This is a genomic window from Streptomyces triculaminicus (assembly GCF_017349075.1).
GTDB classification, from domain to species: Bacteria; Actinomycetota; Actinomycetes; order Streptomycetales; family Streptomycetaceae; genus Streptomyces; species Streptomyces triculaminicus.
Genome location: NZ_JAFMOF010000003.1, coordinates 778,826 through 791,139, shown reverse-complemented (window position 1 = coordinate 791,139; position 12,314 = coordinate 778,826). Strand labels below are relative to the sequence as shown.

General features: G+C 74.1%; 13 protein-coding genes. 6 read left to right on the top strand and 7 right to left on the bottom strand.

Features of this window, described 5'->3' with window-relative positions; translation table 11 throughout:
• Positions 1-26 precede the first annotated feature (26 nt).
• The 3 genes from J1792_RS35855 (at position 27) to J1792_RS22135 (ending at position 1,120) form a co-directional block, all read left to right on the top strand.
• On the top strand, positions 27-113 hold the full coding sequence (locus J1792_RS35855; protein WP_362259970.1) for a putative leader peptide: 87 nt from the start codon (positions 27-29) through the stop codon (positions 111-113).
• Positions 114-197: 84 nt separating this feature from the next.
• Positions 198-737, top strand: a complete 540-nt coding sequence (locus tag J1792_RS22140) for a cupin domain-containing protein (RefSeq protein ID WP_086566413.1) — start codon at positions 198-200, stop codon at positions 735-737.
• Entirely contained in the window at positions 734-1,120 is a 387-nt protein-coding gene (locus J1792_RS22135; protein WP_086566415.1) for a rhodanese-like domain-containing protein, read from the top strand. Before J1792_RS22140 ends, J1792_RS22135 begins: the two co-directional genes overlap by 4 nt.
• A gap of 64 nt (positions 1,121-1,184) precedes the next feature.
• Here J1792_RS22135 and recX read toward each other — a convergent pair whose 3' ends face one another.
• From recX to J1792_RS22115, 4 genes are all read right to left on the bottom strand, one after another.
• The gene (gene recX / locus J1792_RS22130; RefSeq protein WP_086566417.1) at positions 1,185-1,793 is read right to left on the bottom strand and encodes a recombination regulator RecX; all 609 of its coding nucleotides are present in this window, start codon (positions 1,791-1,793) and stop codon (positions 1,185-1,187) included.
• Positions 1,794-1,795: 2 nt separating this feature from the next.
• Positions 1,796-2,917, bottom strand: a complete 1,122-nt coding sequence (gene recA, locus J1792_RS22125; RefSeq protein WP_086566418.1) for a recombinase RecA — start codon at positions 2,915-2,917, stop codon at positions 1,796-1,798.
• Between the two features lie 196 nt (positions 2,918-3,113).
• Positions 3,114-4,307: an AI-2E family transporter gene (locus tag J1792_RS22120; protein ID WP_307843059.1), complete on the bottom strand. Its 1,194-nt coding sequence runs from the start codon at positions 4,305-4,307 to the stop codon at positions 3,114-3,116.
• Positions 4,308-4,395: 88 nt separating this feature from the next.
• The gene (locus J1792_RS22115) at positions 4,396-4,590 is read right to left on the bottom strand and encodes a DUF3046 domain-containing protein (protein WP_086566421.1); all 195 of its coding nucleotides are present in this window, start codon (positions 4,588-4,590) and stop codon (positions 4,396-4,398) included.
• 81 nt (positions 4,591-4,671) lie between these two features.
• Between J1792_RS22115 and J1792_RS22110 the strand changes: the two genes are divergently transcribed.
• From J1792_RS22110 to J1792_RS22100, 3 genes are read left to right on the top strand one after another with little or no spacing between them, the layout of a single operon-like run.
• A complete protein-coding gene (locus J1792_RS22110; protein ID WP_086566423.1) occupies positions 4,672-5,592 on the top strand; it encodes a hypothetical protein in 921 nt (306 codons plus the stop codon).
• A gap of 55 nt (positions 5,593-5,647) precedes the next feature.
• Positions 5,648-10,405 carry an ATP-dependent helicase gene (locus tag J1792_RS22105; protein ID WP_207248030.1) on the top strand — a complete coding sequence of 1,586 codons (4,758 nt, stop codon included), beginning with the start codon at positions 5,648-5,650 and terminating at the stop codon, positions 10,403-10,405.
• 42 nt (positions 10,406-10,447) lie between these two features.
• On the top strand, positions 10,448-11,251 hold the full coding sequence (locus J1792_RS22100; protein ID WP_086566426.1) for a DNA-formamidopyrimidine glycosylase family protein: 804 nt from the start codon (positions 10,448-10,450) through the stop codon (positions 11,249-11,251).
• 78 nt (positions 11,252-11,329) lie between these two features.
• Here J1792_RS22100 and J1792_RS22095 read toward each other — a convergent pair whose 3' ends face one another.
• From J1792_RS22095 to J1792_RS22085, 3 genes are read right to left on the bottom strand one after another with little or no spacing between them, the layout of a single operon-like run.
• The gene (locus J1792_RS22095) at positions 11,330-11,566 is read right to left on the bottom strand and encodes a hypothetical protein (protein WP_242646338.1); all 237 of its coding nucleotides are present in this window, start codon (positions 11,564-11,566) and stop codon (positions 11,330-11,332) included.
• Between the two features lie 21 nt (positions 11,567-11,587).
• A complete protein-coding gene (locus tag J1792_RS22090) occupies positions 11,588-11,800 on the bottom strand; it encodes a hypothetical protein (protein WP_086566427.1) in 213 nt (70 codons plus the stop codon).
• Positions 11,801-11,811: 11 nt separating this feature from the next.
• Positions 11,812-12,282, bottom strand: coding sequence for a Dps family protein (locus J1792_RS22085; protein ID WP_086566429.1), 471 nt, complete (start codon positions 12,280-12,282; stop codon positions 11,812-11,814).
• Positions 12,283-12,314: the final 32 nt, after the last annotated feature.

Sequence of the window (12,314 nt, the reverse complement as noted above, 5' to 3'; positions counted from 1 at the left end):
CGGACCGCCATGGTTGACTCCGGAGCGTGACTGAAGACGGCGCGCGTTTCTGGCGGAGGGTCCATCTGGACCTGGTCCGCTACGCGGGCTGTGTCTGTCGTCCGTCCTGTTGATCCGCTTTCTCACCTCGCGCGGCCGCGCCCTCCCAGAGGCGTCGGCGATGCGCGTTCCTTCGCGATCGCTCAGGACGGTTCCCTGTGTCTTTCCCTGTCAGCGCCTCCCTGCCCGTTTCCGCCCGGCCGGGTCGGCCCACCGAGGCCGAACTCCTCGACTTCGCCCGCCGGACGGCGGCCGACGCCCCTCTCGTGGCCTCGCTGCCCCTCGATCCCGAGGGGCGTACCTGGATCCGGCTGGAGGGGCCGGGCGGCTGCGAGGCCTGGCTCATCGGCTGGCCGCCGGGCACCGGCACCGGCTGGCACGACCACGGCGGCTCGCACGGAGCCTTCGCGACGGCGGCCGGTCGGCTGACCGAGCAGTCGCTGGCCGCCCAGCTGCCCACCGAGGGCTGGACGCTGCTGGAGCTGGCGGACGGCGTCGACCGCGAACGGCAGCTCGAGGGCGGGAAGGGCCGGGCGTTCGGCCCGCACCACGTGCATCAGGTGTTCAATGCCTCCGCGGACGCCCACGCGGTGTCGGTGCACGCCTATTACCCGCCGCTGCCGATGATGCGGCGGTACAGCCGCGCCGGTCAGGTGCTCAGGCTCGAGCAGGTGGAGTGGGCGGAGGAGTGGCGATGAGGGTCGAGGAACTGCTGGCCGCCGCGCGCGAGGAACTGGACCGCCTCGGCCCCGCCGAGGCCGCAGCCGTCCAGGCCGACGGGGGCCTGCTGGTCGACATCCGCTACGCGGCGCTGCGGGAGCGGGACGGGACGATCCCGGGCGCTCTCGTGGTGGAGCGCAACGAACTGGAATGGCGGCTCGACCCGCTCTGCGACCACCGCTCGGACCGGGCCACCGGTCACGATCTGCGGGTGGTCGTGGTCTGCGACGAGGGCTACGCGTCGTCGCTGGCGGCCGTCTCGCTGCGCAGCCTGGGGCTGCACCGGGCCACGGATCTGGCCGGCGGCTTCCAGGCCTGGCGGGCGGCGGGGCTGCCCGTCGCGCACCGCACCGCGCCGTGAGCCGCTTCCCGGGCTCCGGACGGACCCGCCCTTCCCGGCCCCCGGGCCGGAACGGGGACAGGCGTCAGTCCGAGGGCAGGTAGGCGTCGAGCAGCTCGGAGTCGTCGCCCTCCTCCTCCAGGGCCCGGCGCACGACGCGCAGGGCGAGGCCTTCGGAATACCCCTTGCGGGCCAGCATCCCGGCGAGGCGGCGCAGCCGCTTCTCCCGGTCCAGGCCGCGGGTCGAGCGCAGCTTGCGCTCGACCAGCTCGCGGGCCGTGCGCTCCTCCTGCTCGGCGTCCAACTGGCCGACGGCCTCGTCGATCAGCGCGGAGTCCACGCCCTTGGTGCGCAGCTCGCGGGCCAGGGCACGGCGGGCCAGGCCCCGGCCGCGGTGCCGGGACTCCACCCAGGCGTCGGCGAAGGCGGCGTCGTCGATCAGGCCCACGTCCGCGAACCGGGACAGCACCTCCTCCGCCGTCTCGGGGGGTATGCCGCGCTTGGCCAGCGCGTCCGCGAGCTGCTTACGAGTGCGCGGCGATCCGGTGAGCAGGCGCAGGCAGATCGCCCGCGCCTGCTCCTCCGGCGACGGTGGTGCTCCGCCCCCGGCCCTCGACGGAGAGGGGGCACCACCGCCCGTACGGGCGTCCGCGCGAGGCTCGCGTGGCTCGGGCCACTCGCTTCGCTGTGTCACCGCTAGCTCTTGGTCGCGGCCTTGGCGGCCTTCCCGGTGGACTTGGCGGCCGGGGCGGGCACGGACTTGGCCGGCTCACCCGCGGTGGCCGCGGCGTCCGCGCCGGGCTCGGCCGCCGGGGTCTCGGGCCTGACGCCCACGCCCAGCTTCTCCTTGATCTTCTTCTCGATCTCGTTGGCGAGGTCGGGGTTGTCCTTGAGGAAGTTGCGGGCGTTCTCCTTGCCCTGGCCGAGCTGGTCGCCCTCGTACGTGTACCAGGCGCCGGCCTTGCGGATGAAGCCGTGCTCGACGCCCATGTCGATCAGGCCGCCCTCGCGGCTGATGCCCTGGCCGTAGAGGATGTCGAACTCCGCCTGCTTGAAGGGCGGCGCGACCTTGTTCTTGACGACCTTGACGCGGGTGCGGTTGCCGACCGCCTCCGTGCCGTCCTTGAGGGTCTCGATGCGGCGGATGTCCAGACGCACCGAGGCGTAGAACTTCAGGGCCCGGCCACCGGTCGTCGTCTCCGGGGAGCCGAACATGACGCCGATCTTCTCGCGGAGCTGGTTGATGAAGATCGCGGTGGTCTTGGACTGGTTGAGCGCGCTGGTGATCTTGCGCAGCGCCTGGCTCATCAGACGGGCCTGCAGACCCACGTGCGAGTCGCCCATCTCACCCTCGATCTCCGCGCGCGGCACCAGGGCGGCGACGGAGTCGATGACGATCAGGTCGAGGGCACCGGAGCGGACCAGCATGTCCACGATCTCCAGCGCCTGCTCGCCGGTGTCCGGCTGGGAGAGGATGAGGTTGTCCGTGTCGACGCCCAGGGCCCGGGCGTACTCGGGGTCCAGGGCGTGCTCGGCGTCGACGAAGGCGACCGTGCCGCCCGCCTTCTGGGCGTTGGCCACGGCGTGCAGGGTGAGGGTGGTCTTACCGGAGGACTCCGGTCCGTAGATCTCCACCACACGGCCGCGAGGCAGCCCGCCGACGCCGAGGGCGACGTCGAGAGCGGTCGAGCCGGTCGGGATGACCTCGATCGGCTCGTTCGCCCGGTCGCCCAGGCGCATCACGGCGCCCTTGCCGAATTGCCGTTCAATCTGTGCGAGCGCGGCGTCCAGCGCCTTCTCGCGGTCGGTGCCTGCCATGGGTTCCACCCGGTTTGCTTGAGTCGATCGCTTCACGTCCACGACGCTAACGCCTGCCACTGACAATGCGCCCGGGCGTCGCCCCGGCCTGTGGATAACCCGGCGGATTTCGCGTCTCCGCGGGCCGGGAACCCCATGAGAATGGATGTTCGATTTTGCTGTCAAGCGCGCCACTCCGGCCCGCCGACGCCCCGGATCAGCGCCTGCGCAGCGCCCTGCGCAACCGCTCCAGCCATGCGGGGCGCTCCCTCCGCCGCCCCCGCCGGCGCCCGCGGTCCGCGTCCGCCGCCGCCCCCGTGACCTCATAACGTTTGACGTACGTTCCGAGAAACGCCTGCAGCGTCGCCGTCGCCGGAATGGCGATCAGCGCGCCCACCGCACCGAGCAGCGCGGCGCCCGCGACCACCGAGCCGAAGGCCACGGCCGGGTGGATGTCCACGGTCCTGGCGGTGATGCGCGGCTGCAGCAAGTAGTTCTCAAACTGCTGGTAGACCACGACGAAGCCGAGCACCCACACCGCGTACCAGGGGTCGACCGTGAAGGCCAGCAGCACCGGCAGCGCCCCGGCCAGATAGGTGCCGATGGTCGGGATGAACTGCGACACCAGCCCCACCCACACGGCGAGCGCCGGGGCGTAGGGCACTCCCAGCACCTCCAGCAGGACGTAGTGCGCAATGCCGGAGATCAGGGCCATCAGGGCGCGCGAGTAGATGTAGCCGCCGGTCTTGGCGAGCGCGAGCTCCCAGGCGCGCAGGACCTCGGCCTGCCGCTGCGGCGGCAGCACCGAGCACAGCGCGCGGCGCAGCCGGGGTCCGTCGGCCGCGAAGTAGAACGAGAAGAGCAGGACGGTCAGCAGCTGGAAGAGCCCGCCCAGGACGGTGGCGGAGACCTCCAGCACCCCGCCGGCGCTGTTGCGCACGTACTTCTGCAGCCAGTCAGAGTGCAGCACGCTCTGCTGGATCTCCGGCCGCGACAGACGGGTGTGGAAGGTCCGGTTGATCCACCGGATGACCGAGTCCAGGTAGGAGGGGAAGTTCTCCACCATGGTCTGGATCTGCCCGGCGAGCATCGAGCCCAGGAGCATGAAGAAGCCCACGACGAAGACGGTCACCCCGAGGAAGACCAGGCCCGTGGCCAGTCCGCGGCGCACACCGCGCGCGGACATCCGGTCGACGGCCGGCTCTATGGCCAGCGCCAGGAAGAACGCGATCAGGATGTTGGCGAAGAGGCCGATGAGCTGGTGGAAGGCCCAGCTGGCGAGCTGGAAGCAGGCGAACAGCGCGAGGGTCACCACGACCGCCCGAGGCAGCCAGCGCGGCATGCGCGCGTCGTCGGCGCGGGAGCGGGGCGGTCGGGGGTCGTCCGGGGCGTTGTCGTCTGTCGCTGCCACGCGGCAAGTGTGGACTATCGGACGAAATGAACTGCGGCTTCACGACCCGGACGCACCCTCGAGGCATCCGGGCGGACCAGGGCAGGGGTCAGCGCCTGTCCTCGGGGATCTCCAGCGCCCTGCACACGGCGCGCCAGACGTCCTTGGCGTTCCATCCGGCGTCCAGCGCCTGGTGCACCGTCCTGCCGCCGAGCTCGGACATCACGTGATCGCGCGCGAAGGAGTCGGCGTACGCCGCGCCGAAGTAGTCAGCCATTCGCTGCCAGAAGACCGTCAACCGCATGGGCCAAGTATCCCGCCCCTGAGAGTGCAGCCGTGCACGAGCCGGTGACCGGGGGCACCGGGCCGCCCTACGGTCTTGTGCATGGCCCCATCCGGAGCATCCGCCGTAGCCCGTGCCGAACACTTCATCTGGCTCACCGCCCGCGTCCTGGAGCAGCGCAGATTCGCGTTCCACTTCCTGGGCGGCGGCCCCGACGCCGTCGAGGCGGCCCTGACCGCGTACGAGGGCGACGACGGGGGCTTCGGGTTCGCTCTGGAGCCCGATCTGCGCGGGCCGGTGAGCCAGCCCCTGCACACCGCGCACGCCCTGCGGGTGCTGGACGAGATCGGGCACTGCAGGGACCGGCGGGTGGAGCGGGTGTGCCGCTACCTGACGGCGGTCTCCACCCCGGACGGCGCGCTGCCCGCCCTGCACCCCTCGCTGCGCGGCTATCCGGCGGCCCCCTGGATCCCGGTGGTGGACGACCCGCCGAGCGACCTGCTCGCCACCGGCCCCGTGGTGGGGCTGCTGCACGGCAACGAGGTCTGGCACGCGTGGCTGTTCCGGGCCACCGACTTCTGCTGGGCCGCCGTCGACGCCCTGGGCAAGGGGGCACGGACCCATCCGTACGAGGTCAAGGCGGCGCTCGCCTTCCTCGACGGGGCGCCCGACCGGGCCCGGGCGGAGGCGGCGGCCGAGCGGCTCGGCCGGGCCGTGCGCGAGCAGCGGCTGGCGGTCCTGGACCCCGAGCGCGCGGACGACCACCCCGTGCCGGAGGGGTACGCGCCGGGCGAGCATCACTTCCCGCACGACTTCGCGCGGACGCCGGCCTCACTGGCCCGCTCCTGGTTCACCGACGCCGAGCTGGCACGGTCGCTGGACTTCCTCGCCGACGCCCAGGAGCCGGACGGCGGCTGGCCGGTGTTGTGGCGGGCCTGGGCGCCGGGCACGCTCCTGGAGTGCCGGCCGATGGTGACCATCGACGCGCTGCTGACGCTACGGGCGTACGGACGCCCGCTCTAGCGCCCGTGACCTGCGCCGACGGGCATTGTCAGTGGTGCGGTGCACGATGGGGGGCATGGCAGACGACACGGCGCACGTTCCGGCGGACGACCCGGCCGCGGCCCTCGGCGCGTTCTCCCCCGCGACCCGCGCCTGGTTCGCAGGGGCCTTCACCGCGCCCACGGCCGCCCAGGCGGGGGCCTGGCGGGCGATCGGAGAGGGCTCGGACGTCCTGGTCGTCGCGCCGACGGGTTCGGGCAAGACCCTGGCGGCCTTCCTCGCCTCCCTCGACCGGCTGGCGAGCACTCCGCCGCCCGCCGAGCGCGAGAAGCGCTGCCGGGTGCTGTACGTCTCCCCGCTCAAGGCCCTCGCCGTCGACGTCGAGCGCAACCTGCGCAGCCCGCTCACGGGCATCCGCCAGGAGTCGGTGCGGCTGGGGCTGCCCGAGCCCGACATCCGGGTCGGCATCCGCTCGGGCGACACCCCCGCCCCCGAGCGCCGCGCGCTGGTCACGCGACCGCCGGACATCCTGATCACCACGCCCGAGTCGCTGTTCCTGATGCTCACCTCCGCCGCCCGGGACGCGCTCACGGGCGTGGAGACGGTCATCCTCGACGAGGTGCACGCCGTCGCCGGGACCAAGCGCGGCGCCCATCTGGCGCTGTCCCTGGAGCGCCTGGACCAGTTGCTGGGCCGCCCCGCCCGGCGCATCGGCCTGTCCGCGACCGTACGGCCGGTGGACGAGGTGGCGCGCTATCTCTCGCCACGCCGCAAGGTGGAGATCGTGCAGCCGCCGTCCGGCAAGGAGTTCGACCTGTCCGTGGTCGTGCCGGTGGAGGACCTCGCCGAGCTGGGCGGCTCCCCCGTGCAGGAGGGCGGCGACGGCAAGGAGAAGCCGTCGATCTGGCCGCACGTGGAGGAGCGCATCGCCGATCTCGTACAGGCCCACCGCTCCACGATCGTCTTCGCCAACTCCCGCCGCCTGGCGGAGCGCCTGTGCAACAGGCTCAACGAGATCGCCTACGAGCGCGCCACCGGCGAGCCCCTGCCCGAGCACCACTCCCCCGCCGAGCTGATGGCCGAGTCCGGGGCGGCCAAGGGCGCCCCCGCCCTCCTCGCCCGCGCCCACCACGGCTCGGTCTCCAAGGAGCAGCGCGCCCTGGTCGAGGAAGACCTCAAGGCGGGCCGGCTGCCCGCCGTCGTAGCCACCTCCAGCCTGGAGCTGGGCATCGACATGGGCGCGGTCGACCTCGTCGTGCAGGTGGAGTCGCCGCCCTCGGTCGCCTCCGGGCTGCAGCGCGTCGGCCGCGCCGGCCATCAGGTCGGCGCGGTCTCCACGGGCGTGGTCTTCCCCAAGTACCGCGGCGACCTGGTGCAGGCGGCCGTGGTGACGGAGCGGATGCGGCAGGGGGCCATCGAATCGCTGCGCGTGCCCTCCAACCCTCTGGACGTGCTCGCCCAGCAGATCGTCGCCATGACCTCCATGGACACCTGGGACGTGGAGGAGCTGCTGGCCCTGGTCCGGCGCGCGGCCCCCTTCGCCTCGCTGCCGGAGTCCGCCTACTCCGGTGTGCTCGACATGCTCGCCGGTCGCTACCCCTCCGACGCCTTCGCGGAGTTGCGGCCCCGCCTGGTCTGGGACCGCGTGGCCGGCACGGTCACGGGCCGCCCGGGGGCGCAGCGCCTGGCCGTCACCTCCGGCGGCACCATTCCCGACCGCGGGCTCTTCGGGGTCTTCCTGGCGGGCGCGGACCCCAAGAAGGGCGGCGGCCGGGTCGGTGAGCTGGACGAGGAGATGGTCTACGAGTCGCGCGTGGGCGACGTGTTCACCCTCGGCACCACGTCCTGGCGGATCGAGGACATCACCCGCGACCGCGTTCTGGTCACGCCCGCCCCCGGCACGCCCGGCCGGCTGCCGTTCTGGAAGGGCGACCAGCTGGGCCGCCCCCTCGAGCTGGGCCGCGCGCTGGGCGCCTTCCTGCGGGAGATCGGGGGCCTCGCGCCCGACGCGGCCCGCGAGCGGCTCACCGCCGCCGGCCTCGACCGGTGGGCGGCGGACAACGTCCTGTCCTATCTGGACGAGCAGCGCGGCGCGTGCGGGCATGTGCCCGACGACCGGACGATCGTCGTCGAACGGTTCCGCGACGAGCTGGGCGACTGGCGCGTGGTCGTCCACTCCCCCTTCGGCGCCCAGGTCCACGCCCCCTGGGCGCTGGCCCTCGGCGCCCGGCTCGCCGAGCGCTACGGCATGGACGCCCAGGTGATGCACGCCGACGACGGCATCGTGCTGCGGCTGCCCGACGCCGACGTGATGAGCCTGGACCTGCTGGACGCGGACCCCGCCCGGCAGGGCGCCGAGTACGACGGCGAGCAGTCCCCCGTGGGGGCCGCTGACGTCACGTTCGACAAGGGCGAGGTCGAGCGGATCGTCACCGACCAGGTCGGCTCCTCCGCCCTGTTCGCCTCCCGCTTCCGCGAGTGCGCCGCCCGCGCCCTGCTGCTGCCGCGCCGCAACCCCGGCAAGCGCACTCCGCTGTGGCAGCAGCGCCAGCGCGCCTCCCAGCTGCTGCAGGTGGCGAGCGAGTTCGGCTCGTTCCCGATCATCCTGGAAGCCGTCCGCGAGTGCCTCCAGGACGTCTTCGACGTCCCCGGCCTGACCGAGCTGATGGGCGACATCGAGTCCCGCCGGGTCCGGCTGGTCGAGGTGACCACCACCGAGCCCTCGCCGTTCGCCCGGTCGCTGCTCTTCGGCTACGTCGCCCAGTTCCTCTACGAGGGCGACTCCCCCCTCGCCGAGCGCCGGGCGGCCGCCCTCTCCCTGGACTCCCGGCTGCTGTCCGAGCTGCTCGGCCAGGCCGAGCTGCGCGAGCTGCTCGACCCCGAGGTACTCGCCGAGCTGGAGCGGGAGCTGCAGTGGCTGACCGAGGACCGCCGCGCCAAGGACCGCGAGAGCGTGGCCGACCTGCTGCGCCTCCTCGGCCCCCTCACCGACGCCGAGCTGACCGAGCGCGGCGCCGAGCCGCGGTGGGCCGAGGACTTGTCGGACGCCCGCCGCGCCCTGCGCGTGCGGATCGCCGGCCGGGAGCACTGGGCCGCGATCGAGGACGCCGGCCGGCTCCGCGACGCCCTGGGCACGGCGCTGCCCGTGGGCGTGCCCGAGGCCTTCACCGAGCCCGTCAAGGACCCCCTCGGCGACCTCCTGGCCCGCTTCGCCCGCACCCACGGCCCGTTCACCTCGACGCAGGCGGCCGGCCGCTTCGGCCTCGGCACGGCCGTCACCGACGGGGCGCTGCACCGCCTGGCGGCGGCCGGCCGGATCGTCCAGGGCGAGTTCCACCCCTCCGGCATCGGCCAGGAGTGGTGCGACGCGGCCGTCCTGCGCAGGCTGCGCCGCCGCTCGCTGGCCGCCCTGCGGCATGAGCTCGAGCCCGTGCCGCCCACCACGCTCGCCGCGTTCCTCCCCCAGTGGCAGCACATCGGTTCGCACGGTCTGCGCGGCGTCGACGGACTGGTGCGCGCCGTCGAGCAGTTGCAGGGCGCGCCGGTGCCGGCCTCCGCCCTGGAGAAGCTCGTCCTGCCCGCCCGGGTGAGGGACTACTCCCCGGCCATGCTCGACGAGCTCACGGCGGCCGGCGAGATCGTCTGGGCCGGTGCGGGCGCGCTCGCCGGCAAGGACGGCTGGGTCTCCCTGCTGCTCGCCGACGCGGCCCCCCTGCTGCTTCCCGCACCGCACCCGCTGGAGCTGTCGCCGGTGCACCAGGCGGTCCTGGAGGCCCTGTCCGGCGGCTACGGCCTGTTCTTCCGTCAGATCGCCGACCGGGTCAGCGCGGCCGCCCCGGACTTCGGCGACGCGGCCGGCACGGACGCCCGGATCGCCGAGGCCGTCTGGGACCTCGCCTGGACCGGCCGCCTCACCAACGACACCCTCGCGCCGCTGCGTTCCCTCCTCGGCTCCGGCCGTACGGCCGGCTCCACGGCCCACCGCGCCAAGCGCGCGGTCCCGCGCGGCCGCTACGGCGCCCTCCTCGGCCGTACGACCGCCCCCGCTCCGGCCGGCAGGCCCACCGCGTCCCGCGGCGGCCCCCCGACGGTCGCGGGACGGTGGTCGCTGCTCCCCGAACGCGAGCCGGACGCCACGCACCGGGCGCACGCCCTGGCCCGTACGCTCCTGGACCGGCACGGCGTGGTGACCCGGGGCGCGGTGGCCGCCGAGGGCGTGGAGGGCGGCTTCTCCGCCGCCTACCGCGTCCTGGCGGCCTTCGAGGAGAGCGGCCAGGCCCGCCGCGGCTACGTCGTCGAGGGCCTGGGTGCCGCCCAGTTCGCGATGGACGGCGCCATCGACCGGCTGCGGGCCGCCGGCACGGCCCGCGAGCGCTCCGGCGGCGCCCCCGAGGCGCCCTGGGACGTCCGGCCGCCCTCCGACCGGCCCACCCGCAGCCGGGCGGTCGTGCTGGCCGCCGCCGATCCGGCCAACGCCTACGGCGCGGCCCTGCCGTGGCCCGAGCCGCCCTCCGGCGCGAGCCACAAACCGGGGCGCAAGGCGGGTTCGCTGGTCGTCCTCCTGGACGGCGCGCTGGCGCTCTACGTGGAGCGCGGCGGCAAGTCCCTCCTGGCCTGGCCCCAGCAGGAGGGCGACGGCGCGGCGAGCGCGGAGGACCCCGGTCTGCGGGAGGCGGCCGCCGCGCTGGCCGAGGCGGCCCGCGCGGGCGCCCTGGGCACCGTCACGGTCGAGCGCGTCAACGGCACGGCCGCCCTGACGTCCCCGCTGGGCGCCCTGCTGGAGTCGGCCGGCTTCCACGCCACACCGCGGGGGCTGCGACTGCGCGCCGGCTGAGCGAGGGGGACATCATGGGCTCAGGCCCGAAGGAGACGTCCCATGCCCGAAGGAGACACCGTCTGGCGCACCGCGCGGGACCTGCACCACGCCCTGGCCGGCGAGCCGCTGCTCCGCTGCGACCTGCGCGTGCCCAGGCTCGCCACCGCCGACCTCACCGGCCGCGCCGTGACCGAGGTCGTCCCGCGCGGCAAGCACCTGCTCACCCGCGTCGAGGGGGGTCTCACCCTCCACTCCCACCTGGGCATGGACGGCTCCTGGCGGATCCACGCCTCCGGTGAGCGCCCGCGCGGCGGCCCGTACCACCAGATCCGGGCCGTCCTCGCCAACTCCGGCCACACCGCCGTCGGCTATCGCCTGCTGGCCCTGGACCTGCTGCGCACCACCGACGAGTCCACCGTCGTGGGCCATCTGGGCCCGGACCTGCTGGGCCCGGACTGGGACGCCGAGGAGGCCGTCCGCCGCCTGCTCGCCGACCCCGGCCGGACCGTCGGCGAGGCCGTCCTCGACCAGCGCAACCTCGCCGGCATCGGCAATGTCTACAAGTCCGAGCTGTGCTTCCTGCTGCGCGTCACCCCCTGGCTGCCGGTGGGCACCCTCCCCGACCCTGCCCGCCTGGTCGCGCTCGCCAGGAAGCTGCTCGAGGCCAACAAGGGGCGCACCGCCCGGATCACCACGGCCGACGTCCGCCCCGATCGCCGCCTGTGGGTGTACGGCCGGGCCGAGCGTCCCTGCCGCCGCTGCGGCACGCCGGTCCTCGCCGCCGGACAGGGCCCGGCCGGCCAGGAGCGCTCCACCTACTGGTGCCCCCACTGCCAGACGGGCCCCGCGCCGCCCGCCGGCTGACCGGTCCGGCTCTGCTGGTCCGGCCGGGTGATCCCGGCCCGTACGACCGGGCCGCCCGGACCGCACGCCCGTGTCCGTTCACGGTTTCCCGGGGCGCGCGCCCCGGCGGCGTTCCCGGCGGGGAGCGCAGTGCACCGGCAGCAGGCTCAGCCCCCATCCGCCGGTCGCGATCAGCCCCTCCGCGAGCCCGGTCCGGCCCGGTTGCAGCAGCAGCCGGAAGACGGCCCAGCACCACAGGCCGCCCGCCACGAACGCGAGCACCCTGACGCCGGGCCCCGGGGGCTTCCGGTGGCCCCGGGCGTTCCGCCGGACCATGCGCGCCTCCTCGGCCGGGGCTCAGTCGGCCGGCTCGCCGCGCAGCCGGGCCAGCTCCCGCTCCAGCGCGTCGATCTCACGGTCGCGCCGGTGCAGCTCGACGACCACGCGTTGCTCGCCCTCCCGCACGCCCTCCTGGTAGACGGCCCGTACGAAGACGCCCGCCGCCTCCTGGTCGAGGTCCGAGACCAGCGTCAGCTCATCCGTGAAGCGGATCACCGGGTGCTCGCACATGGGCGCTCCGCTCAGGCGTTCTCGGCCTGGAACATCCAGTGGTGTTTCTCGAGATCGCCGGTGAGGCCGATGAGGATGTCCTGGGTGACCGGGTCGGGTTCGGCCGTCGCCTCGACGCGGTCGCGCATGCGCGTGATCACGGCGCCGAGCGCGTCCACCAGGGTCCGTACGGCGTCGGTGTCCTTGATCCAGCCGCCTCCGACGGGGTCGATGCCGCTGGTCTTGGCGACCGTCTCGGCTCGCCCGTCCGGGGTGATGCCGAGCGCCGAGGCCCGCTCGGCGACGGTGTCCCCGTGGGTCCGCGCGCTCGCGACGACGTCGTCGAGCTGCAGGTGCACCGAGCGGAAGCGCGGGCCGACGACGTTCCAGTGGACCTGCTTGGCCACGAGTGAGAGATCGACGAGGTCGACGAGCGCGCCCTGCAGGGCATCGCCGACGATCTTGCGGTCCTGCTCGGACAGAGGGCTCTTCACAACAGACATCCGCTTCCTCCTTCGCCCCGTTGCGTCACTAT

Coding starts and splice junctions, on each gene's coding strand:
- J1792_RS22135 (WP_086566415.1), top strand. CDS start 734: ATGAGGGTCGAGGAACTGCTGGCCGCCGCGCGCGAGGAACTGGACCGC.
- recA (WP_086566418.1), bottom strand. CDS start 2,917: ATGGCAGGCACCGACCGCGAGAAGGCGCTGGACGCCGCGCTCGCACAG.
- J1792_RS22115 (WP_086566421.1), bottom strand. CDS start 4,590: ATGCGGTTGACGGTCTTCTGGCAGCGAATGGCTGACTACTTCGGCGCG.
- J1792_RS22110 (WP_086566423.1), top strand. CDS start 4,672: ATGGCCCCATCCGGAGCATCCGCCGTAGCCCGTGCCGAACACTTCATC.
- J1792_RS22105 (WP_207248030.1), top strand. CDS start 5,648: ATGGCAGACGACACGGCGCACGTTCCGGCGGACGACCCGGCCGCGGCC.
- J1792_RS22100 (WP_086566426.1), top strand. CDS start 10,448: ATGCCCGAAGGAGACACCGTCTGGCGCACCGCGCGGGACCTGCACCAC.
- J1792_RS22095 (WP_242646338.1), bottom strand. CDS start 11,566: ATGGTCCGGCGGAACGCCCGGGGCCACCGGAAGCCCCCGGGGCCCGGC.
- J1792_RS22090 (WP_086566427.1), bottom strand. CDS start 11,800: ATGTGCGAGCACCCGGTGATCCGCTTCACGGATGAGCTGACGCTGGTC.
- J1792_RS22085 (WP_086566429.1), bottom strand. CDS start 12,282: ATGTCTGTTGTGAAGAGCCCTCTGTCCGAGCAGGACCGCAAGATCGTC.